The sequence below is a fragment of the Fontivita pretiosa genome (assembly GCF_050410795.1).
GTDB lineage: Bacteria > Planctomycetota > Phycisphaerae > Tepidisphaerales > Tepidisphaeraceae > Fontivita > Fontivita pretiosa.
In genome coordinates, this window is record NZ_CP191258.1 from 1,117,515 (window position 1) to 1,140,127 (window position 22,613).

Sequence of the window (22,613 nt, forward strand, 5' to 3'; positions counted from 1 at the left end):
AGTCGTCAGTGGCCAGTTGCCGCGACCGGTGATTCGTACTGAGCACCGGCCACTGGCCACTGACCGCTGCTCGTCGCGAACCGGCTGTTCGCCACACGAAGCCTTCGGTTCGTCGGGGGCGGCGCCGGGATCAGTCGGCTGGCGAGCACCGCTCCGATCAGCACCAGCACATTCATCATCAGCAAGTATAGGGCGTCCAGTCCGCTGACACGGTCCAGCGTTCGTCCACCCGTCAGCCACACTACAATCGCCGTCGCCACCGTCAGCGCCAGCGAGATGGGGATCATCCCCCGCCAGGCGATGTTCATGAGCTGGTCGAAGCGGAATCGTGGCAGGCTCCAGCGGACCCACATGAACACGAACAGCACCAGCAGCGCCTTGAGGAAGAATACGACGGCGCGAAGGATGCACACCAGCAGGCTGTCGGTGACGGCGGGATTGGCCGGATCGACGCTGCCGCCCAGCCCCGGCAGGTGCCACCCGCCGAAGAACAGGGCCACGCACACGCAGCTCGTCGTGATCATGCCTGCGTATTCTCCGAGGAAGAACAGCGCGAATCGCATCGAGCTGTATTCGGTGTGGTAGCCGCCGACCAGTTCCTGCTCCGCCTCGGCGAGGTCGAACGGCGCGCGATTGGCCTCGGCGTGAATGCACACCAAGAACAGCAGAAACGCCAGCGGTTGCGTAAAGACGTTCCATGCGGGGATGAACCCCAGCCACCAGTGCGCCTGCTTCTCGACGATCAGGCCCAAATCCAGCGTGCCGTACATGAGCACGATGCACAACACCGCCAATCCGAGCGGAATCTCGTAGGAGATCATGTTAGCGGTGGCGCGCAGCCCGCCGAGGAACGAGTACTTGTTGTTCGATGCCCAGCCCCCGATCACAACACCATAAACCGCCAGCGACAGAACCGCGATGACGTAGAGCACGCCGATGTTGAGGTTGGCGATCTGGAAGGCATAGCGGTAGATGACCTGGCCCGGGGATTCGGAGACGATTGTCGCGCCGGCGGGAACCTCGCTCGCACTCGCCGCCACGCCCTGTTTGATTCCACCCCAGGGGATCACCGCGATCGAGATGATCACCACCGCCATCATGATGCACGGCGCCAGCGTGAACAGCACGCGATCGACGCCCTTCGGTCGATAGTCCTCCTTCACGAGGAACTTCAACCCGTCCGCCAGCGGCTGGCCCAGGCCGAACATCTTTTTGTCCTTCAGCCACGGAATGATGCCAAACCCCAGCCCCACGCGGTTCGGCCCGACGCGGTCCTGTACCCACGAAGCGACCTTCCGCTCCAGCAGAATCAGATACGCCACCGTCCCCAGCGTGACCAGGTGAACAATAATCGCAATCCAAACCCAGGCGGGGATGTGTTCGGAAATCCAGTTCATGTCTCAATTCCTGTCACAGATTCGACACAGAATGAACCTGGATGACAACGCTCGCAACCACCCTGGTTCATCTGTGGCGCGCCGGTGACTGCGATCAAAGCTCCACAAACTCAAACGCCGGCTCTTCGGCCCGTTCGCTGGGGATCTTCACCGAGGCGAATGGCTCGCCCATCTCCTGGCGGACCGCTTCGGCGTTGTACAGGCCAGCGCGACCCAGCAGCCGGTAATACACGTCGCCTTCGCGCATCGCGCCGGCGGGCGGAGTTACCGCGGCGCTGAAGGCCTGAAGCTGGCCGGCGTGATTCTCCCACACGCCGTCCTTTTCGGCCCAGGCGGCGGCGGGCAACAGCGCATCGGCGCTGCCGGTCAGCTTGTTCGGCAGAATGTCCTGCACCACCTTCACGCCACGAGGCAGCTTCAGCGCATCGGTCACCCAGTCGCTGAGGTATCCGCCCACGATCCATCCGCCCTTGAGCCTGGTTGACTTGCCCAGTTCCTCCAGCGTCGCCGTCGGCCCGCCCAGAAGCGAGATCACCCGCTGCACTCCCCGACGATTGGGCACCTTTTCGGCCTGGATCACGAACGTCACCTGCCCGGTGATCGAGTTGCGGAAAACTTCGTTCTCTCCGCTCGTCGGGACCGGCCCCAGCACCAGCACCGCCTGGGGATCCAGCTTGCGGATATACGTGCCCAGGAGCCACGCTTCCTCGCAGGCCATCATCGGCGACAGCATGGCGAAAAGACTGCCGACCCCACTTTCCCTGACCGTCCGCTTCAGCTCCGCGTCGGCCTGCTCGATCGCGCTCTGATAGCTCGTGTGGACCTGCGCGCCGAACTGGAGCCTGGTGGGCCTGGTCAGACGCTTCTCGTCGTGAACCGCCTTGTAGCAGTACCGTGTGTCGTCACTGATCCACCACTGATTCACGTCCGGGTTGTACCGCGGCTTGATGCGGTAGATCACGTTCTGGTTATGCTCCAGCCAGATGTTCTCGCCGCCAGCGTCCACCGGCGAGATCGACGGCGTGCGCTTCAGCAGCCACACCCGCTGCTTGAACAGGAAGTCCTTGTCCAGCAAGGCCCCTACCGGGCAGATGTCCACCACGTTGCCCGACAGCTTGTTGTCCAGCGGCTTGCCCGGGAAGATGTCGATCTCCTCGCGGTGCCCACGTCCATCGACGTACAGCTCGCCGGTTCCCGAGATCTCGCGCGTGAACCGCACGCACCGCGTGCACATGATGCAACGGTCGTTGTACAGCAGCACGTGCAGGCCGACGTCTTTCTTCGGCTTCTTGGCCTTGTCCTCCTCGAAGCGCGATTCGGTCCGGCCGTACTGGTAGGAATAGTCCTGAAGCAGGCACTCGCCCGCCTGATCGCACACAGGACAATCCAGCGGGTGGTTGATCAGCAGGTACTCCATCACCGCCTTCTGGTTGGCAATCGCCTTGCTCGACTTCGAGTGGACCACCATGCCATCGCGCACGGGCGTCTGGCAGCTCGGCACGAGTTTGGGGATCCCCTCGACTTCAACCAGACAGATCCGGCACGAGGCCGGAATCGACAGGCCGGGGTGATAACAGTAATGCGGCAGGAAAATGCCTGCATCCAGGCAGGCCTGAAGGATCATCTGCCGGTCTTTGCACTCGATGATCTTGCCGTCAACAGTAATCCGAGGCATAGGGTGGGCAATGGTATACTGGGTTGTGACAGATTTCACCAGTTCCCTGCACCATGTAAATCTCCGCCCATCAGCGCATGCGTTTTCCCCGCTGGCCGGTAACGACGCAGTCGTGTCACGGCCGTCCCGCCCGTGCCGCGTGGCGTCGAGCGTGCGACGATGGGCGTGAGCACAGTGTTTGCGCATTCAGCACGGCCGGGACGGCCGTGACACCAGGCACGATGCACTGCCCAGACAGCTACGCGCCTCCCGTCGTCAAACATGCCGGCTCGGTGTTCGAAGCTGCTCCAGACTGCCGCTGCTGCTTCGTGGCCCGCCGCCTTCCACGATCACCTCGAACACCTCCACCGCCTGTTCGCGGCCTCGCACCTGGACGACTCCGGCGCTGCGGGTCTCGATGGCCCCATCCAGCGCCTGGGCCGTCGCCGCGTCGATCAGAATCTGCGTGCCAAGCTCCTTGTTCACGCCCTCCAGCCGCGAGGCGACGTTCACCACATCCCCCATCGCCGTGTAGTTTTTCTTGCTCCGCGGCGAGCCGATGATGCCGACGATAGCCGGGCCGGTGGCGATGCCGATGCGCACGCGCAGCGGCGGATCGGTGAACTGCCGCGCCAGCTCGACCACCCGCAGCGCCGCCCGGCACGCGGCCAGCGCGTGATTCTGCTCCACCGGCGGACCCCAGAACGCCACCACGCCGTCGCCCACGAACTTGTCCAGATATCCGTTCAGCTCCTTGACAATATCTGCACTGGCGCCGAGAAAGCGATTGAGCACCTCCACGAGCTTCTCCGGCTCCAGGCGCTCGCCCAGTGCGGTGAAACCCTCCAGGTCGCTGAACAGAACCGTCTGCACGAGTCGCCGGCCTCGCAGGCTCTGTGGGTCGGTCAACAGCGCGTCGGCGATTCGCGGATCGACAAACTGCCCCAGCGAGTCCTTGATGATCTCGCGCTGCATCAGCCCGTGCGACATCTCGTTGAAGCTGTGCGCCAGCTCGCCCAGCTCATCCTGGCGGGCGACGGGAATGGGGCAATCGAACTGGCCGCGGGAGATTCGCCGAGTGCCCCGGACCAGTTGTTCGACCGGTCCAGCGAGCATGCGCGACAGCGCCCGCGCCGCCACGATCGCCAGCAGCACCATCAGGCACGTGGCCAATACGATCAACCGCTGGATCCGCCGCAGCGGCAACAGCACCTGATCCCACGACCTCGCCACCACCAGCACGCCGCCGACGCCCGGCGCCGCGGCAAACCCCATCGCCCGCCCACGCAGCTCCTCGCCGCCCGCACGGAATCGGATCTCGCGCTGCTCGCCGACACGCACGCCACCGGTCGCATCGCTTATGGCCTGCGAAATGCCCGCGCCGAAATCCGCTCCCTGAGCGATGATTCGCCCGTTCACCATGAACCAGGCCAGCGAGTCCTGGCTGATCTGGCGACGGACCCACTGATCATCGATCCGGTATGCGACGAAGTAAGCATGCGACGGCGGCTCGTTGAGTCCGATGCGCAGCGGCACTCCCAGCACCAGATACAGCCGTTCGCCAATCAGTATGTAGCGACGGTGCAGCTCCTCCGGGCCGGCAAGTACCGGCGCCACGGGCCAGTCGATCGTCTCGTCAAAGAGCTGCCGGCCAAGCGCCGGGTCTTGGCAGCAGGCAACGACGAGCTGCCCGGCCGGATTCAGCAGCGTCTGAAACGTCGGCGTCGGGCCACGCCGCTCCAGCTCCCGGCACACGATCGTTCCGAAGATCTCGTCACGGAACTGTGTCCCAGCCGCCTGACGCGCTACCTGGTCGCCCTCCTGGAGGTCGATCAGCAGCGAGCGGTGTTGCGGGTCTTCCATGAGCACGCGCACGAGTGTGTCCACGCGGGCGTGCATTGCCTCCAGCTTTTGGAAGTAGCCTTCGGCCGCGGCCCGGATCTGGGCGTGCGCCTGCTCGGTTTCCCGACGCGTGATCTGCTGGCGCACCACCAGGACCACGAACCCGCTCAACGTCACCGTGATCGCCAGCGTCAGCAGCAGGACTCGTGTTCCAAACCGCATGGGTTTACGGCACCTTGGGCAATGCGTTAACGCCGACCACCAGCGTGCAGGATGAAACCCTGCCGGCCTGAAGCGTCACCTGCGCCTGACTGCCGGGCAGGCGCGGATGCCATGAGCTTACGCGTGCCGGCCCGGGCGGCAGGTCGTCGAAGGTCACGCGCCTGCCGGCCTGCGTTATCGTGGCGTGCCGCGTCGGCGCGATGTACAGCGCAACCGGCTGAGCCTGCGACGGCGTGGTCAGCTCCACACAGCCGCTCACGTCCGCAGGCAGCGGCGTTCCGCGCGGCAGCGAAATTACCCGACCGTCCTCCGTGCGGATTACAACGTCTCGGTCCAGACCTCCCTGGATGCTTCTGGCCCATGGCGGGCCATAGATCACCGTTGGCGATGCGGCCTCATTGGCCGGCTCCACGCACACGACGATCTCGTCGAGCTGCGCGTAGTCCACCGTCTCAAAGTCCCTGCGCTCCCCCGGGCGCAAGCCCGCGTACGTCGATTGGCCCGCCGGATCGTGCCACCCCTGCCTGGGCTCGGCCTTGACGCTCACGACCAGCGTCGCGCGGCCATGCGAAGTCGCTGCTGTCTGACTGCTGGTGCATGCAACGAACCACAGCAGCCCGGAAACCAAAGAGCAACAGAGGATCAGGCAGCGCGCACTGATCGTTGCTGTGCGTTCGGTGGGCTGGGCGGCTCGGTGGCCGATCATCTTGTCAACCTCAGATCCAACGTGACCGAATCAGCGCCGACGGTCACAACCAGATTCTGCTCGGCATAGCGCGCCGTGCGCTGCCAGGTTCTCACTCTCCACTGGCCGGGGGGTACCTGCGCGATCTGGTAGCAGCCGTCGGCACCGACCTTTGCCCAGTACGGGCTGGGGCAGATGTAGATCATTCCATCCATGTAGCGATGGATCGAGCAGAACAGACGAACCGCGCCGGGCTTGTCGAACGTGACTCGCCTGGCTTCGGGCGGTTTATACAATCCCAGATCAAACGACTTGGCGGCGGAGCGGGAGAAGACGTTGTGCTCCAGCACGCGATCCTCGTCGTTGCTGAACACAACCGACTGTCCGACGCTGATGATCAGCAGCGGCGGGGAGAATCTGGCGCCCTTCTGGGAGATCTGTGCATCCGGCGGCGGGTCGAATCGCAGCGATGGATCCAGCGATTCAAGATAAACGATCATCTCCGGCAGCGGCGCCGCGTCGAATGTGCTCACCTGCCCGCGCATTGTCGCCGAGGGCTGTGTCGCAGGCATGTCGCCCGCGAGCACCATCACCGCCGGCAGCAGACAGACCAGGCCGATCCGCGACGCGCGCATCACACCTTCCCATTTGTGATGCGTGACATTGTAGCGACTGGCTTATGGATTGGTGCGAATTTCCCGAAGCAGTTCCGCGTGGGCCTTGGGGCCGGCGGCCAGGAATGGGACCTTGCCGCCGCCGTAACCGGCGAGTCTGAAGGGAAAGATCGGCTCGCCGCGGAGGTCGCTGAGCACGCCGCCGGCCTCGAGCACAATCGCCGCGGCGGGCGCGACATCCCAGAGCTTGCCATTGACTGTCACCGCCGCGTGCGCCACCCCCGCTGCCACCTGCACCGTTTCCAGCGCCGCGGTTCCGAGGATGCGGACTTTCCAGTTGGTCTGCGACAGCCATCTGATGGCCCACCTGGGGCAGTGCCCCCGCTGATCCAGCAGGTTGCTCGTGAGCATCAGGATGCTTGATTCGCCCAGTGGCGTATCCAGCGCACGCAGTCGCGTGTTGCCCAGCCACGCGCCCTGTCCGGCGGCGGCGCAGTACAGATTGTCGCGCGTCACGTCATACACAATCCCCAGCACCGGACGGCCCGCCTCCAGCAGGCCGATGCACACGCAGAACAGTCCGAGTCCGGCGATGAAGTTGTTGGTGCCGTCGATGGGGTCGATGACCCAGTTGCGTCCGTTGGGGTCAGGGCATTCGAAGGTGATCGCGTCGCCAGTCTCATTCTCCTCGCCGATCACCCCGTCATCGGGGAAGCGTTTGCGCAGGGCGGCGACGATGTGCCGCTGGGCGGCGCGGTCGGCCTCGGTGACCGCTTCGGCACTGGCGGCGGCGTGGGTCTTGGTCAGACGCTCCACTTTACCGTAATGCTCGAGCACGATCCGCCCGGCACCTCGAGCAAGCTCCGCAGCGTATTGAAGGTCGTAAGCAAGGTTCATTGCGATCGCCGAATATGGACCGCCGATCACCGGCTGCTGATGGCCGACGGAGATGGCGAGGCAAACTGGCCATCCACCATCGGCAATCAGCAACCCGGATCATCACTTCTCAGCCGCCTGCCTGTCCGGGCTTGGAGACCAGGATTTGCGGCCTGGCGGGCTCGGGCCAGTCCGTGTGGAAGAAGTATCCGCGCGGATGATCGGTGCGCTCGTAAGTATGAGCGCCGAAGTAATCGCGCTGGGCCTGAAGCAGATTGGCTGGCAGGCGGGCGCTGCGGTAGCCGTCGTAATAGGCCAGCGCGCTCATGAACGCCGGCGCCGCGATGCCGCTGTTGCCCGCCAGCGAAACGACCCTGCGCCAGTTGGCCTGCCCTTTTTTGATCTGCTCGTTGAAATACGGATCCAGCAGGAGGTTGACCAGCTCGGGATTGCGGGTGTACGCCTCGGTGATCTTCTGAAGGAAGCGTGCCCGGATGATGCATCCTCCCCGCCAGATCGACGCGATCTGGGCAAAGTTCAGCTTCCAGTGATACTCGTTTTGCGCCTCGCGCATGAGCTGGAATCCCTGGGCGTAGGCGCAGATCTTGGAGCAGTAAAGCGCATCGCGAATAGCGGCGATCAGCTCCTGACGATCGCCGCCGGCCAACTGCCGCACGTCAACCTCAGGACCGGCCAGTATCTTGCTGGCCTGCACACGCTCCTCTTTGAGCGCGCTCAGGCACCTGGCAAAGACCGCCTCTGCGATGCTGTTGGCCGGAACCCCCATGTCCAGCGCGTTGACACTTGTCCACTTGCCGGTTCCCTTCTGCCCGGCCGTGTCCAGCACGTAATCGACCAGGAATCCTTCGGGATGGATCGGGTCGCGCTGCTGAAGGATGTCGGCGGTGATCTGGATGAGATAGCTGTCCAGATCCCCCTGATTCCACTGGGCGAAGACCTTGCTCAGCTCGTCCGGCCTCATCTCCAGCAGGTGCTGCATCAGCGTGTAGGCCTCGCAGATGAGCTGCATGTCGATGTACTCGATGCCGTTGTGGACCATCTTGACGTAGTGTCCGGCGCCGTTGGGTCCGATGTAGGCGGTGCACGGCACGCCGCGGGTTACCGGCTTGCCCGGGGCGTAGTCCTCGATGGGCTTGCCGGTCTTCTCGTCCACCTTGGCGGCGATGGCTTTCCAGATCGGCTCCAGATGCTTCCAGGCATCCGGATCGCCGCCGGGCATCAATGAAGGCCCGAATCGCGCTCCCACTTCGCCGCCGCTGACGCCCGAGCCGAAGAACTTGCACTTGTCGGCGTATTCGCGCTCCCGGCGAATGGTGTCGGTCCAGAGACTGTTGCCGCAGTCCACGACGATGTCGTTCGGCTCGACGCCCGCGGCCAGCAGTTCCTTGACCACCGCATCGACCGCCGCTCCGGCCTTGACCAGAATGATGAACTTCCGCGGCTTCTTGATCGCCGCAACCAGTTCCTGCATGGTGCGACAGCCGATGATCCGGTTTCCGGACGGTTCCTCCTTCTTCACCTTCGCCACCCACTGTTCCATCGTGGAGGTCGTGCGGTTGTACACCGCAACAGTAAAGCCATGATCTGCGATGTTCAGGGCCAGGTTCTGGCCCATCACCGCCAGACCGATCAGACCGATGTCTGCCTGTGCTTGTGGTTGCATCATTGTCTCCGAGCTATTGGATCCTCCAGCCTATCGGCTGAGCCGTTGGTAGCAATGCCAGGTTGTCATGATCGGCCCTGCGTCGAATTCCTTCAACGCCGGCAGATCCTTCTGGCCCTCACCCGACAATCCGTTGGTGCCGCAACGGCCGATCCCGGATTGAGCAGATCCTCCGGGCAACGGCAGGCAATAGCACCGATCGGTTCGGGCGTTCCCGCAGGGTTTGCCATTCGTGCCAGAGGCTGGTGGACTATCGCTGAGAGTCCCGGACAGGCTCAGACCCGCATGCAGCCGGCAAAACGGCCGGCCATCGGCGCCACCCAAACGGATCGGCAGCCCGCTCAGAACGGATTAGCCTGGATGTAATCCTTGTTGCCGGTCAGGAAGTTGACGATGTTGAGCGTGGCCCGCATGGCCTGGCGCTCGACGGACTCGAAAGTCCGGCTGCCCACGTGCGGCGTGACGATGATGTTGTCGATGTCCCGGAACGGATGGTCCGGCGGCTGGGGTTCGGTCTCCAGCACGTCCGTGCCGTAGCCGAGCAGATGCCCCGACTTGCACGCCGCCGCCACGTCCGCCTCGTTCACCAGCCCGCCACGAGCCGTGTTGATCAGAATCGCCCCCTTCTTCATCATCGCGATTCGCTGGCTGTTGATGAAGTGCCGGTTCGATTCATCCAGATTCATGTGCAGGCTGACCACGTCGGCGCGGCGAAGAACCTCCTCGGCGCTTTGGGCACGCTCGATCTTGTGTTTCCAGGCGAACGCGCCATCCCAGTACACGTCGTAGGCGATCGGCTTCATCTCAAACGCAATCGCGCGCGTGAGCACTTCCTTGCCAATCCGGCCCATGCCGATCACCCCGATCGTCTTGCCGTAAAGCTCGTTGCCGGTGATCCGCTTCCACTGCCCCTGCTTGGTGCTGCGCAGGTGCGGCCAGAAGTGCTTGGCGATCGCGATCATCAGTCCGATCGCATGCTCCGCCACCGTCGTGTGATTCACGCCTGGCGTGAACAGCACGGGGATCTTCCTGCTGGTGGCGTACTTCACGTCGATCGAGTCCAGCCCGATGCCGTACTTGGCAATGACGCGCAGCTTTGTTCTGGCGGCCAGCGCCGCGTCGATCACCTTTGCGGTGATATGGTCATCACCATTGAGAAATCCGTCGAAGCCGTCGTGCGTCTTGATCAGGTCGATCATCGCCTCTTCCGGCAGCGGCCCGCGAGCACGCACGACCTCGAATCCCGACGCGGCCAGCACGTCGTGATGTTTGCCTGGAGTGTCCTGATAACTGGTGGTGGTCAGCAGAATCTTCATGTTGTTTGTCCCATCGCCCTGCGCGGATATCTGCCGCAGGCGCCGAACATGATACAAATCTGTCCGCTCCTGTCACAGCATGCGGCGTGGCATTCGAGCAGCATTCTGCACGTCGGTGAGACCGGTGACAGATTCGCCGCGATCACGCAGTTCAAATCGCCGATGAGCGGTTTGCCAAAAAGTCGTGGGACCGCGGCGGTTGACTTTGCCGATAAAAATCGTAATTTGCCCCGTGGGTTCGACGCCGGCCAAACTCCGGCGTCGAATGCCACGGGCAATCAGCCATGCGGCATGGAGGCCGCAGGCAAATTTCGGGCTGTTTCCACGGGCTGTTCGGGTTGTTCTCGGGTTATTCCAACCGATATCCGATTCCTGATCGGCCGTCATGGACGTCCCCTGGGCTTACGGGTGTCTTATGGCCAGCAGAAACCCGATTCTTGACGTTCCGCTGAGCGAAGTGATGCGGAAGGAGATCGCGCTTTCGCTCCAGCACGTGCTGCACATCTACACGGTGGGCAGCTTTCTTCAGGCCTGGGCAAATCCGCGAAATCACCGCAACATCGAGCAGTTGTTCGACACGCCGGAGCAGGCGCGGCACGCCGCCGCCGTCTGTGCCGCCTGGCTTGGAGCCAGATCCGCTTTCACGCCCGTTCCCATGCCGGTTGTTGGCTGGTGGCGGGATGATCCCATGCCCGCCGTGGCGTCCTAAGAGCGTATCCGCCACACGTAGATCCGCCGATCACGCTCCGTCGCCTTTCCTGCCTTCTGGCAGGCACCTTACCACTGCGCCTCTTCGAAGGGGCTGCTGGGCGGACGGATCTTGGGCTTGGGCAGCAGGCTCAGCATCGCCTTGGCCAGCGAAACGTCACCAGCCCCACCAATGCGAATGTTCAGTGGCGAACCCTTCAGCAGCTTGACTTCCGAGGCGTGAGGCTCGGCCTTGGTCCGAGCCAGTTCCAGGAACCTGGCTTTTGCGAAGACCTGCGGGGTGCACAGGTTCATGAACCTGGCGGGCAGGTGATAGGCCAGCGCGTTGCCCCCCTCGTCCACCTCCACCAGCGTGGATCGCGAGGGTGTGGCGATGGCGATGATCGGGTGCTTGGGCGCCTCCTCCATGAGCTGATCGATGTCCGTGTACGCCACCGCCGGACGCGCCGCATCGTGCACGATCACGTGGGTCGCCTCCGAGGAGATGGTGTCAGCGGCGGCGGCAAGCTGATCGACCCACCGCGGCCCGCCGCTGAGGACCTTGACCCCCGAAAAGCTCAGGTGCCCGCCGTACTTCCGTTTGGATGCCTCGAACGCCTCGGGCTGGAAGACGAGCTGGATCTGCTTGACGTTGTCGCGGTTGAGGAACAGCTCGACACTGCGGAGCAATGCCTCGCGACCGTCGATCTTGACGAACGCCCCGCCCGCCTCCCCCGCCTGACCCGGCGGCGATGCGGTCAGGATCAGCACGCTGAAGGTTGCCGATGCCATGTGAATCTCCGTTGCCTGGCGCCGCGACCGGTGCTCCCTGGCCGATGCCCGGTCGTGTGCTGCCGGGTCCATCGTTGGCCATGGCGGGCGGACTGTCAACCCGCGAATCCCGGGCGTTGACACGGCGAGTGTGAAACCTAAAATTCTTAGCCCGCAAATGTCAGGCATCCGCCGACCCTGGCCGGAGCTGCCGGCAGTTGCGCTAAAGGCATGACGGGCTCGTAGCTCAGTTGGTTAGAGCGCGTCCCTGATAAGGACGAGGTCAGTAGTTCGAATCTACTCGGGCCCATTGCCAGCCATCACGCCGAACGGGTTGCCTGATTCACCGATGGTCGCGCCGGCAGTGTTTGCCACGCGACGGATGGCGCGCTGACGCAGGCCGGCTGACCTGAACGCGACTGGCGCGATCAGGCACGTCCGGACCATGAAATGACTGGAGTTGTCGCGTGAAACCGAAGATTCATCCCAAGTACCAGACCTGCACCGTGCATTGCGCCTGTGGCAACACCTTCGTCACGCGCAGCACCCTGCCGAAAATCACCGTGGATATCTGCTCGGCGTGCCACCCGTTCTTCACCGGCAAGCAGAAGTTCGTGGATACCGCCGGGCGGGTCGAGCGGTTCAGCAAGAAGTTCGGCGGGACGTACAGCTTCCAGAAGACGGCCGCGGCGCCGGCCGGGGCCAAAAAGTAGCCGGCCACTCACCCGCACGCACGCAGTCCATTGCCCGCTGCCGCGGCAAATCGCACAACTTTCGAGTCGGCAATGGCCGATGAAAGTGATGTTGCGCGCCTGCGCGTGCCCATCGCCCGCAGGCTGCGGTTTGTGTTGCTGCTGGCGGTGACACTCGGCGGCTGTGCCGCGGGAACCGCAGCGCCTGGCCAGCGCGTGGCCGACGATGGACGCGGCCGGCAGGCCGACGGGCTGGATGCCCCCCGGCATCTGCCGGAGCTGCGCGCCACCGTCGCCCCGCCGATCGGATGGTCGCCACAAAAGCTCCAGGGCAGCGCCCGACACACGCATCAGGTGTGGCAAAGCCCCACTGGCAACACGGCCTACGGCGTGATCCACTTCAGGCTGCCATTTCCCGTGGGTCACGAGCTGCTGCTATGGGCGTTCATGAACGAAATGCGACGTGATCAGGGCCAGGCGAGGTTGATCGAGAAACGATGGGACGCGAACCTGGGCGGAATTCGCTTCGTAACGGAGGGTGGGCTGTACCGGATTCGCACGAACCTGGTGGTGCGCGGGTTTGACGGCTGGGCGGTTTATGCCGGCACGTTCCGCTCCGGGCCAATCCTGCCGGACGAATTGGCTTTGGCCGAGCGGGCGCGCGAGTATACTGAAGTGGGCGTGGCAAGGCCCCATGTATCTCAGAGCGTAGCCCCGTCGAAAACCGGCACGCCCTGATGCGAACTCAGCTCCGCCGCGCCGCTGCCGCGACCGCAACCCCGGCTGCCACAGCTCGCCACAGGCCTGCCGTCGCGCCGGAAGCTGCGGGGAATCCGCAACACAGTCAGGACAATGGGGTTTTTTCGGTTCCGAGCGTACCCAGCGCCGGGTTGTATGTGTGGAGGCGACGGGCACCATGGACAATTGGGCAGTTTTCCCCAGACGTGCGTTGGCCGTTCGTCTGGTGATCGTCATACTTGCGACAGGCGGAATGCTGAGCACCCTGGGCGGTTGCCAGATCGCCCCGGATGTCTCCGTCAAGCGGCTGGCGATTCACCGGCAGACGATCAACGATGACGGATTGCGAAGCCCCGAGGCGTTCGAGGCCCTGCGCGTCTCCTGGGCCGTGCCGCAGCGATGGGAAGCCCTGCCCATCAAGAGCACCTCTCTATACACCCATCAACAGTGGCGATCGCCCTCGACGTTCACGGGCGTGGGCGTGGCTTACATCGACCTGCCCCTGCCCATGCCGGCGCAGGCACTGGTCTGGCTGGCCAAGAACGAATACCTCCGCCGCACCAAAGATCAGAAAGACGGCAAGCTGATCGGCCAGTGGACCGATCCGCTTGGCCGGCAATGGTTCGAGGCATCCAACAGCAAGTATCACGTCTTCGGCTACGCGATGACGCGCGGAGACAAGGCGTGGATCGTGTACAGCGGCTGGCGGACGACGCACGAGCCGCAACCCGAGGAGATCGCCATCGCCCGACGCAGCCTCGAATCGGTCGTGCCCACCAGGTGAAAACAACACGGCAGCATCGGAACCACGACGGCACGACGGACGCGAGCGGCCAATGAAGGATGGCACCGCTTCGCGTCTATGCGGCTTCGTGGTTCAATGCCCTCTTTTGTTTACCTCGGATCGTTGATCGCCCGCTCGGAAGCTACGGCATCGAGCGTTTCGCAGTGCCCATCGACGAAACAGTAGTTGGCGCGCATCGCCTTGTATTCCTTCAGCGTCTTAGGATCCACGCCGGAGGGAACCTTGAACAGCTTGTGCGCGCTGTGCCGACCCGGATCGCCGCTGGTGGCGGCGTTGGCGGCGAATGTCAGGTCCCAGCCGGTGGTGGGCGGATCGAGCCAAGTATTCCTGCTGTCGCCAAAGAGAATGCGTGTGGAAGGCTTCTTGATCTGAGTGATCTTCCAAGGAGGCGGAACGTAACCGGGCAGGTCGGCGTCGGTGCCTCCAGCGCTGAGCGGTTCAGGGCCGTTGCCCGATCCTGGCGCGCCGCGGCTCGGATTGTACGGCACGTGATAGCGCGCGCGAGTATCCGGAGTGCGTAATCGACGACTCATCCCGTATCCAATTTTGTCGCTATCGGGTTTGTTGTTCGACTCGTTGTCGATCGGCTCCCACTCGGGGCAAGAGCGAAGCACAGAGGACGTTTCGCTGGCATTAAAGTTGTCCGTCCGCGCATCCTTGCGATTCAAGTAGATCGAGAGCCGCTGGTGCCAGAACACCTTCTCGGGTTTGTATCTCTTGTCAATCTCCACGGGGAATACAATCACGCCTTTGTAATCGCTGAGGTACATCTGAAACGCCTGCCCGAGCTGGCGGAGATTGCTGAGGCACTTGGCGGTGTTGGCGGTGCGCTTGGCTTTCTGAAGGGCCGGCAGCAGCACCGCGATCAGCAGCGCGATGATGCCGATGACCACCAGCAACTCCACCAGCGTGAAGGCTCTGTTTCGTCTGCGGTTCATGGTCCAACTCCTCCACAGGATCCAGCGGTGGCCGCTTCAGCGACCGCGCGAACGCCACCGCGATCGTCCCCTTGCGGCAATCAGGCCCGCCAGAATGCACGCACCCACGCCCGCGGGCTCGGGGATGACGCCCGAACGGATCGCCCGCAGCGCTGAGATGTACTCCGATCCGAGCAGCCTGGTGTGTTCGGCGATCAGTGCCTCGGCCAGTGGACCCGACTGGTTCACGTACGCGTTGTCGATCAGCGCGTAATCCGTTGCGTCAATCGTGCCCGAATAGTCGAAGTCCCCGTTGATCCATCCGCTCAAGCTGTTCACGTAGCCGTTGTCGATCAGCGAGTAGTCGGTCGCATCGATCGTCCCCGAAAGGTCCGCATCGCCAAAATACGTGAACTTCACCAGCACCTCATTGCCCGAAACGCTCTGCCCGCCGAAGCTCGTATAGATCGGCCCCGACCCACCAACCTGAGCCAGATCGTTCAACACAACCCCAAGTCCATACAGGAAGCTTCCGGCGGCCTGGTTCTGCTGGAAGGCGCGGGTCGAGCTGATTCCCGGTCCCTGCCAGTCAAACGCCCCGCCATTGTTCAATCCGCCGCTGATCAGCGCGGCGATCGCGCCCAAAGAGCCGGCGCTGACGATCAGGCTGTGATCGTTCAGGTCAAGCCTGGCCTGGGCGGCGGTATCGACGCTCAGATCCGACACGACACTGGTGCCCAAAGTTCCGCCACCGCTGGCGATGCGAACATCCCCGCCGTTGATCGTCAGCGAGCCTGCGCGTACGTGCGTGACGGTCAGCGCGCCCGCGCCGTTCTTGGTCAAACCCCCGCCGCCGGCCACCGCGCCAAACGTCGAATCAAACGTGTTGGTGTTGATGATGCCGCCATTGGCGTCCAGGGCGATGTCGCGCGTCGAGTTGATCGCCGAGCGGGTCAGCAGGGCGCCGGTCTGAAGCGTTCCGGCGGCGTTGGTCGAGGTGCCCAGCAGCAGGCTTGCACCCGGAGCGCCAAGCTGATCGTCGGCCCCGACCGACAGTGTACCCGCCAGCACGTTGAACCCGGCGATCGAGTTTGCGGCATTGAGGAACATGGTTCCTCCGCCCGCGAGCTTGGTCAGCCGGAAGCCAGATCCGACGATGCTGCCGTTGAAAGTCCCGATGTTCGTCACCGACACGTTCTTGTCACTGGTGAGCGTCACCGTATTGTCGAACTGCACGTTCCAGCTTCCCACCAGCGAAAACGTTCCCGTGCCGCCCAGAAAGACCGGACCCTGGACGATCTGATCGGTCTGGGATGTTCCAGAGGCGCTGATGGCCACGTTGTTCGACGTGTTGACGGTGATGGTTCCCACGCCCAGGGCGTTGCTGAAGTTGCTGGTGCGGATGGTGCCGGCGTCGATCTGGAGCCCGCCGGTCCAGCCGCTGTTGTTCGCCTGGAGTTCGATTGTTCCGGTTCCGGTCTTGGTGATCTTGAAGGCGCCTTCCATGGTTCGGCGCTGGGAGATGATGGCCGAGCCTGTGGCCGGCTGATGGAACCAGGTCTGGTCGGCGGTGAGGATGATTTTGCGGTTGGCGCCGCCGGGCAGGGCGATCGTGCCGGTCGAGGTGCTGGTAATGCCGCCTGCGCCCAGGCGAATGAACTGATCTCCGGTGCTGGAGGCGCTGATGCTGAGCGTGCCGTTGTTGCTGGTGAACGGCAGGAAGGTGATCGAATCGACGACGATGTCGCCGATGTTCTGCGTGGACGTCGTGCCCGCGCCGTAGTCCAGACCGCCGAAGACCAGATCCGTGGTATCGCCCGCGGCCGGGACCAGCGGCGGCGGAGGCGGGACGTTGGGGTCGGAGCTGATCCAGTTGGCGGCGACGGACCAGTTGTTGCTCACGTCGGCGTGGGTGAAGGTGAAGGTTGTCGCCAGCGCCGGGCGCGCCGCGCCCGCCGCGACCCACGACGCCGCCAACCCCAGCAGCACGCGTCGGTGCGATGCCGGCGAACGTTTCGGCCGCAGTGTGCGAATCCCGGTTCCGGTTGCGATGCAGTCCATCGTATGGGTGGCAGACATGATGTTCCTCCCGTCTGGCGTTGCCAGATTCTCCGCAGACTCAATCGCCCTTCGCCTCGGTAGGCGGGGCCGTCGATTTGCGCACGATCAGATTTTCCTTGAGCACGACGCGCCGTGGCGGCGCCGTGCCGTCGGTGCGGATCTGCTCCAGGACCATTTCCGCCGCCGCCCGGCCCATCTGTTCGGTGGGCAGGGCCACGGTAGTCAGTGGAGGAATCACATCCTCCACGGGATAGGCATTGCTGAAGGTGGCGACGCTGATATCGCGCGGCACGGCGATCTGACGCTCCCACAGCAACTGCAACAGCTTGATGGCCATATAGTGCGTATAAACCAGCACCGCCGTCGGACGCTCCTGCGGCGGCTGTTCCAGCAGGTTGTTGGCGAACTCCTCGGGCGTGCAGCTCAGGACCTGCACGTTGTCCGCCAGGCCGTTGTCGCGCATCACCGCGTGGTACCCGTCCTGTCGCTGGGTCACGCTGTAGTGCGGCGGCTGCTGTCCGAGAAGGAAGCTGATGCGGCGATGCCCCAGGCCAACCAGATGCCGCGTGCTCTGCGCCGCGCCGTCGTAGTCATCCACGACCACCGTGGGCAGGTGATGATCCGGCGCGTCGGCATTGACCAGCGTCACCGGAAGACGCGCCTGCTCGATGATCGACGCCAGAGGATCGCGCAAGCGGCTGAGCACCAGCGCGCCGTCCATGCGTTGATCCAGCAGGATCTTTCCCCAATCGGCCGGGTTGTGGCCCAGGGGCACGAACAGCACGTGATAGTTGTTCTTGTGCAGGACCTCGTGGATGCCGGCCATGATCCCTTCGTAATTGCCACGGACGATCAGGGGCATCGGAGGGGTGTACAACACGCCGATCATGTGCGTGCGCCGACTGGCCAGGGCGCGGGCGCGCCAGTTGGGGCGATAGCCCAGTTGCCTGGCCGCATCGCGGACGCGTTGTTGGGTTTCCGGCGGCACGCGACTGGAGGCCGGGCTTTCATTGAGAATGATGCTGACGGTGGTTTTGGACAGTCCGCAACGGCGAGCGACGTCCATGATCGTCGGGCGGTTGACCGGGGGGATTTTGCTCGCCAGCCTGCTCATTGACCTGCGCCGGGCGGATGCGGAGCGTTGAAAGCGCGCCCCAGACCCGCAGAAACGGTTCATCTGACGTGCTAAACCGGTTCTTCAATTTGCCAAGTTCTTTTCGCCCGTCAAGAAAAAAATCGTCGCCAGCCACCGATCGCGCCCAACCGCCGAACCCACAAGGAGATGAGATGTCATGATTTTCCAAGGATTATGAGGTATTTTTTCACGGCGACTGCCGCGGGTCGCGAAAAGTTACCTCCCGGGCGCGGATTTCACTTGCATTGCCCGCACCCGCTTCGGTATTGTGCTGAACCGGTTTTGCAGAGGCATTTCTCCGGAGGAACCGATCGATGAACCGCACACGCCGCCCCCGAATCGTGCCAGCCGCTTACGCCCTGGTGCTCGTGGCTCTGCTTGCCTCAGCCCAGGCCCAGGACAATCAAGCCCCGCCGCGAGTGTTTCAGTACAACGGCGCCGACCTGGCCGACGCCAAGGCCAAAATCGCCGCCGGCGACAAGCGACTGACCAGGATCGTCCAGAAAATCATCACGGAGGCGGACAAGGCGCTGGGGGCCAGGCCTTTCTCCGTCGTATTCAACGATTCAATCCCCCCCAGCGGCGACAAGCATGACTACATGAGCCTCTCGCCGTACTGGTGGCCCGATCCCAGCAAGCCCGACGGCAAGCCCTACATCCGCCGCGACGGCGAGTTCAACCCCGAACGCAGCAAGTACGACCTGGAGCCGCTGGAGAATATGTGCAACAGCGTCGAGACATTGGCTCTGGCGTACTATTTCAGCGGACAGCAGAAGTACGCCGAGAAGGCTGCCGAACTGTTGTACGTCTGGTTCTTCGATCCCCAAACCCGCATGAACCCGAACCTGAAGTACGCGCAGTTCCGCCCCGGCTACGACGATCTGCGCCCGGCAGGAATCATTGAGGGCAACCGCCTGCGCAAAGTGGTGGATGCCGATGGCCTGCTGGCCGGCTCACACGCCTGGACCGCCGACGATTCGCAGAAGCTCAAGGCCTGGTTCAGGGAACTGCTCACCTATCTGCTGGAAAGCGAGCAGGGCCGCGGCGAAGCCGCCGCCGAAAACAATCACGGCACCTGGTACGCGGTTCAGACCGCCACCTATGCGCTGTACCTCGGCGACAACGAACTGGCCAAAGAGCTGATGATCAAGTTCGGGCGTGATCGAATCGCCCGGCAGATCCAGCCAGACGGCTCGCAACCCTACGAGCTGGAGCGCACGCGCGCATTCGACTACAGCCGCTATGCGCTGCTGGGGCATGTGGAACTGGCGGCGCTGGGCGAACGCGTCGGGCTGGATCTGTGGAACTATCAGACCGAGGACGGACGCAGTATCCGAAAGGCACTGGAATGGCTGATTCCCTACGGCATCGGCGAAAAGCCCTGGCAGCACCAGCAGATCGCCCCGAGAAAATCGCAGGAATTCGCCACCCTGCTGCGTCGCGCCGCCAACGGCTTTCGCGAGCCTCGCTACGAGCAGCTCATCAGCAAAATCCCCGACATCAAGGGCGTCGGGGAAAAGGCCGATCTGCTCTTCCCGGCGCGCAGCACGCAATGAGTTGCCTGACACCCTGACAACGCCGCGCGCTTGCCCGATCATGAATACCCGGCGCGCCCTATGCAACACAACCTGACCAACATCGACCTGGCCGTGCTGGTGTTCTACTTCGCCTTCATGGCGTCGATGGGGTGGGTCTTCAGGCGATTCATCCGTAACACCAGCGACTACTTCCGCTCCGGCGGGGAGGTGCTGTGGTGGATCGTCGGGGCCGGGGCGTTCATGACCAGCTTCAGCGCCGTCACCTTCACGGGAATGGCGGGCAAGGCGTACGACGACGGGCCGGTCGTGCTGGTCATCTTCCTGGGCAATGCGATCGGCTTCTTCTTCAACTGGCTGTACTTCGCGCCGGTCTTCCGGCAGATGCGCTGCGTGACGGCGATGCAGGCGGTCCGCGAACGCTTCGGACGCATCAACGAGCAGTTCTTCACCTGGCTACAGATCCCCACCGGGCTGATGTATGCGGCGATCTGGCTCAACGGGCTGGGCGTGTTCGTCGCCGCCGCCTTCGGCTGGAACCTGGAATTCACCATCATCCTCACCGGCGCCGTGGTGGTGTTCATCAGCGTGGTCGGCGGGTCCTGGAGCAGCACCGCCAGCGATTTCGTCCAACTGCTTCTGTTGATGCCGGTGACGCTGGTGGCGGCGGTGTTCGCGCTGGCGCAGGTCGGAGGCGTGGCAAACTTCGTGCAGCGCGCTCCCTCGCACTTCTGGAACTGGACCGAAGCGGCCCACGGAAACATCATCACCCTGTGGGTGATCGCGATGCTGCTCCAGAAGTTCGTGTCAACCAACACGATGACCGATGCGGCACGATACCTCAGTGTCAAGGACACCACGCACGCCCGCCGCGCCGCTTTGCTCGCCACGGTCATGTTCCTCATCGGCTCCTGCGTCTGGTTCATCCCGCCGATGGTCTGCCGAATCCTCCAGCCAGACCTGAAGACGATGTTTCCGAACCTGGCCAAGCCACAGGACGCTTCCTACTTTGCCATTGCGATGATCGCGATGCCCCAGGGCATGCTGGGCATCCTCCTCAGCGCCATCTTCGCCGCCACGATGTCCTCGATGGACAGCGGGCTGAACAAAAACGCCGGGTACTTCATCAAGAACTTCTATCAGGTGGCGATCCGCCCGCGGGCCACGGAACGGGAACTGGTGGCGGCGTCGATGATCTGCACCGCCGGGTTTGGAATCCTGATCATCCTGAATGCCCTGAAGTTCGCGAGCTGGCGACATCTGACGATCTTTGAGCTGATGGTCAACTTCGGCAACTGGGTTGCATTGCCGATCAGCGTGCCGCTGGTTTGGGGGATGTTCATCCGCCGCGCCCCGGACTGGGCGGCCTGGTCCGCGGTCGTCGTCGGCCTGAGCACTTCCTACCTGACCAACCGCCTGCTGAACGCCGAATGGGCCAGCAGCTTCTTTGGCTACAGGCTCAATCCGCGCGAGGCCAGCGACTGGGCAACGCTGGCGGGCAGCCTGATGAACATCCTGGTCGGCTCGGGCTGGTTCCTGCTGGCGACGCTGCTGGCCCCACGCCAATCCCCATCCGTGCAGCATCGCGTCCAACAGTTCTTCGCCAAAATGCACACGCCGGTCGATTTCGATCGCGAGCACGGCCACGGCAGCGACAACCTTCAGGCCTACGTCATGGGACTGCTGTGCCTGGTCTACGGCGGATTCATCACGCTGCTGGCGGCTGTGCCCAACACGCTCTGGGGTCGATTGGCCTTCGCCTTCTGCGGCCTGGTCATGGCGGTGATCGGGTGGATGCTGTATCGTGCCGGCACTCGCGGCCGGCGCGCCACCGCCGTGCTCCAAAGCGGTCCTGGCCAGGCCGTCACAACCCTCATGGAGAAACAGGCCCTACGATGAAGTATCGCACGCTTGGTCAAACTCAAATCCGAATCTCCCCCATCGCCATGGGATGCATGTCGTTGTGTGCCAACGCCACCTACGACGACATCCCTGTCGAGCAGGCCATCGCCACCATCCACGCCGCAATCGACGCGGGCATCAACTTCTTCGACAACGCGCCGATGTACGGCCAGGGCGAGGCCGAGCGACGCCTGGGGCTGGCGCTGAAGGGCCGCCGCCGCGACAGCGTCGTCATCGCCGACAAGGTCAGCTCCCAGACCCTCAGCGCACAGGAAGTCCTCAGCGAGTGCGAGCAGAGCCTGCGACTGCTCCAGACCGATTACATCGACCTGTACCAGATCCACTGGCCAAGACGCGTCGTGCCGCTGGAGGAAACCCTATCGGCCATGGAGAAGCTCGTCTCCGACGGCAAGGTCCGGGCGATTGGGGTCTGCAACTTCGGGCCGATCGACCTGGCCGCGGCCATGGAAAAACATCGCATCCTGACTGACCAGATCTGCTACAACCTGCTGTACCGGGCGGCGGAGTTCGAGCTGCGCGAAGAGTGCGTGCGTCGCGGAGTGGGAATCCTGTGTTACTCGCCGATCGCACAGGGCCTGCTCACAGGGCGATTCTCCAGTGCCGACGAAGTGCCGGATCTGCGCGCCCGATCGCGGCACTTCAGCAGCAAACGTCCGCAGGCCAGACACCGCGAGCCGGGCTGCGAGGCCGAGACCTTCGCCGCCATCGAGCGCATCCGACAGATCTGCCAGCGCATCGAGCTGCCGATGGCGGACGTGGCAATGGCGTGGCTGCTGCATCAGCCGGGAGTCCTGGCAGTCCTGGCCGGCGCCAGCAGGCCCGAACAGGTCCGCCGCAACGTCGCCGCCGCCGACATCACACTTTCGCCACAGGTCCTCAACGAACTCGATCAGGCTACGCGCGAACTGAAAGACAAGCTCGGCCCGAACCTCGATCCCTGGCAGACCGACTCGCGCGTGCAATGAACGTCGATGATCCGACCCTCAGTTGCTGATAACGCAGCACGTTCAACCACGTATGAACACCAACATGAATGAACAACCGAGTCTGCGTTCATCA

At 63.5% G+C, this 22,613-nt stretch carries 20 protein-coding genes and 1 tRNA gene; 8 read left to right on the forward strand and 13 right to left on the reverse strand.

The features are described from left to right. Window positions 1-5 precede the first annotated feature (5 nt). From nuoH to ACQS5P_RS04555, 9 genes are all read right to left on the reverse strand, one after another. Window positions 6-1,397: an NADH-quinone oxidoreductase subunit NuoH gene (gene nuoH / locus ACQS5P_RS04515; RefSeq protein ID WP_428939714.1), complete on the reverse strand. Its 1,392-nt coding sequence runs from the start codon at window positions 1,395-1,397 to the stop codon at window positions 6-8. Between the two features lie 94 nt (window positions 1,398-1,491). Then, a complete protein-coding gene (locus ACQS5P_RS04520) occupies window positions 1,492-3,072 on the reverse strand; it encodes a 2Fe-2S iron-sulfur cluster-binding protein (RefSeq protein WP_428939715.1) in 1,581 nt (526 codons plus the stop codon). A 255-nt stretch (window positions 3,073-3,327) separates the two neighbouring features. Then, window positions 3,328-5,115, reverse strand: a complete 1,788-nt coding sequence (locus ACQS5P_RS04525) for an adenylate/guanylate cyclase domain-containing protein (RefSeq protein ID WP_428939716.1) — start codon at window positions 5,113-5,115, stop codon at window positions 3,328-3,330. Between the two features lie 4 nt (window positions 5,116-5,119). Next, entirely contained in the window at window positions 5,120-5,821 is a 702-nt protein-coding gene (locus tag ACQS5P_RS04530; protein WP_428939717.1) for a hypothetical protein, read from the reverse strand. Then, window positions 5,818-6,435, reverse strand: a complete 618-nt coding sequence (locus ACQS5P_RS04535) for a hypothetical protein (protein WP_428939718.1) — start codon at window positions 6,433-6,435, stop codon at window positions 5,818-5,820. Before ACQS5P_RS04535 ends, ACQS5P_RS04530 begins: the two co-directional genes overlap by 4 nt. A gap of 42 nt (window positions 6,436-6,477) precedes the next feature. Continuing rightward, the gene (locus ACQS5P_RS04540) at window positions 6,478-7,311 is read right to left on the reverse strand and encodes an inositol monophosphatase family protein (protein WP_428939719.1); all 834 of its coding nucleotides are present in this window, start codon (window positions 7,309-7,311) and stop codon (window positions 6,478-6,480) included. 109 nt (window positions 7,312-7,420) lie between these two features. Continuing rightward, window positions 7,421-8,974: an NADP-dependent phosphogluconate dehydrogenase gene (gene gndA, locus ACQS5P_RS04545; RefSeq protein WP_428939720.1), complete on the reverse strand. Its 1,554-nt coding sequence runs from the start codon at window positions 8,972-8,974 to the stop codon at window positions 7,421-7,423. 341 nt (window positions 8,975-9,315) lie between these two features. Further along, window positions 9,316-10,290: a phosphoglycerate dehydrogenase gene (locus ACQS5P_RS04550; RefSeq protein WP_428939721.1), complete on the reverse strand. Its 975-nt coding sequence runs from the start codon at window positions 10,288-10,290 to the stop codon at window positions 9,316-9,318. Window positions 10,291-10,362: 72 nt separating this feature from the next. Continuing rightward, window positions 10,363-10,677, reverse strand: coding sequence for a hypothetical protein (locus ACQS5P_RS04555; protein ID WP_428939722.1), 315 nt, complete (start codon window positions 10,675-10,677; stop codon window positions 10,363-10,365). A 28-nt stretch (window positions 10,678-10,705) separates the two neighbouring features. On the opposite strand from ACQS5P_RS04555, the gene ACQS5P_RS04560 reads away from it, so the two are divergent. Further along, window positions 10,706-10,999 carry a hypothetical protein gene (locus ACQS5P_RS04560; protein ID WP_428939723.1) on the forward strand — a complete coding sequence of 98 codons (294 nt, stop codon included), beginning with the start codon at window positions 10,706-10,708 and terminating at the stop codon, window positions 10,997-10,999. 68 nt (window positions 11,000-11,067) lie between these two features. On the opposite strand, the gene ACQS5P_RS04565 is transcribed toward ACQS5P_RS04560, so the two are convergent. Continuing rightward, a complete protein-coding gene (locus ACQS5P_RS04565) occupies window positions 11,068-11,769 on the reverse strand; it encodes an IspD/TarI family cytidylyltransferase (RefSeq protein ID WP_428939724.1) in 702 nt (233 codons plus the stop codon). Window positions 11,770-11,984: 215 nt separating this feature from the next. On the opposite strand from ACQS5P_RS04565, the gene ACQS5P_RS04570 reads away from it, so the two are divergent. The 4 genes from ACQS5P_RS04570 to ACQS5P_RS04585 all read left to right on the forward strand — a co-directional run bounded on the left by ACQS5P_RS04570 (window position 11,985) and on the right by ACQS5P_RS04585 (window position 13,962). Continuing rightward, a tRNA-Ile gene (locus tag ACQS5P_RS04570) sits at window positions 11,985-12,058 on the forward strand. A 157-nt stretch (window positions 12,059-12,215) separates the two neighbouring features. Further along, a complete protein-coding gene (rpmE, locus tag ACQS5P_RS04575; RefSeq protein ID WP_428939725.1) occupies window positions 12,216-12,461 on the forward strand; it encodes a 50S ribosomal protein L31 in 246 nt (81 codons plus the stop codon). 72 nt (window positions 12,462-12,533) lie between these two features. Then, on the forward strand, window positions 12,534-13,178 hold the full coding sequence (locus tag ACQS5P_RS04580; protein ID WP_428939726.1) for a hypothetical protein: 645 nt from the start codon (window positions 12,534-12,536) through the stop codon (window positions 13,176-13,178). Between the two features lie 178 nt (window positions 13,179-13,356). Then, window positions 13,357-13,962: a hypothetical protein gene (locus ACQS5P_RS04585; protein WP_428939727.1), complete on the forward strand. Its 606-nt coding sequence runs from the start codon at window positions 13,357-13,359 to the stop codon at window positions 13,960-13,962. Window positions 13,963-14,072: 110 nt separating this feature from the next. Here ACQS5P_RS04585 and ACQS5P_RS04590 read toward each other — a convergent pair whose 3' ends face one another. Genes ACQS5P_RS04590 through ACQS5P_RS04600 form a run of 3 tightly spaced genes read right to left on the reverse strand, consistent with a single transcriptional unit; the run spans window position 14,073 to window position 18,075 of the window. After that, window positions 14,073-14,921 (reverse strand): type II secretion system protein, encoded by an 849-nt coding sequence (locus ACQS5P_RS04590; protein ID WP_428939728.1) that lies wholly within the window; start codon window positions 14,919-14,921, stop codon window positions 14,073-14,075. A gap of 36 nt (window positions 14,922-14,957) precedes the next feature. Next, the gene (locus ACQS5P_RS04595; protein ID WP_428939729.1) at window positions 14,958-16,979 is read right to left on the reverse strand and encodes a beta strand repeat-containing protein; all 2,022 of its coding nucleotides are present in this window, start codon (window positions 16,977-16,979) and stop codon (window positions 14,958-14,960) included. Window positions 16,980-17,019: 40 nt separating this feature from the next. Then, complete coding sequence (locus tag ACQS5P_RS04600; protein WP_428939730.1) at window positions 17,020-18,075, reverse strand: LacI family DNA-binding transcriptional regulator; 1,056 nt, start codon at window positions 18,073-18,075, stop codon at window positions 17,020-17,022. 335 nt (window positions 18,076-18,410) lie between these two features. Here ACQS5P_RS04600 and ACQS5P_RS04605 point away from each other — a divergent pair, with 335 nt between their 5' ends. Genes ACQS5P_RS04605 through ACQS5P_RS04615 form a run of 3 tightly spaced genes read left to right on the forward strand, consistent with a single transcriptional unit; the run spans window position 18,411 to window position 22,519 of the window. After that, window positions 18,411-19,652 (forward strand): alginate lyase family protein, encoded by a 1,242-nt coding sequence (locus tag ACQS5P_RS04605; RefSeq protein WP_428939731.1) that lies wholly within the window; start codon window positions 18,411-18,413, stop codon window positions 19,650-19,652. A 60-nt stretch (window positions 19,653-19,712) separates the two neighbouring features. Beyond that, window positions 19,713-21,530: a sodium:solute symporter family transporter gene (locus ACQS5P_RS04610; protein ID WP_428939732.1), complete on the forward strand. Its 1,818-nt coding sequence runs from the start codon at window positions 19,713-19,715 to the stop codon at window positions 21,528-21,530. Beyond that, a complete protein-coding gene (locus ACQS5P_RS04615; protein ID WP_428939733.1) occupies window positions 21,527-22,519 on the forward strand; it encodes an aldo/keto reductase in 993 nt (330 codons plus the stop codon). The genes ACQS5P_RS04610 and ACQS5P_RS04615 overlap by 4 nt, the downstream gene beginning before the upstream one ends. The last annotated feature ends 94 nt before the right edge of the window (window positions 22,520-22,613 follow it).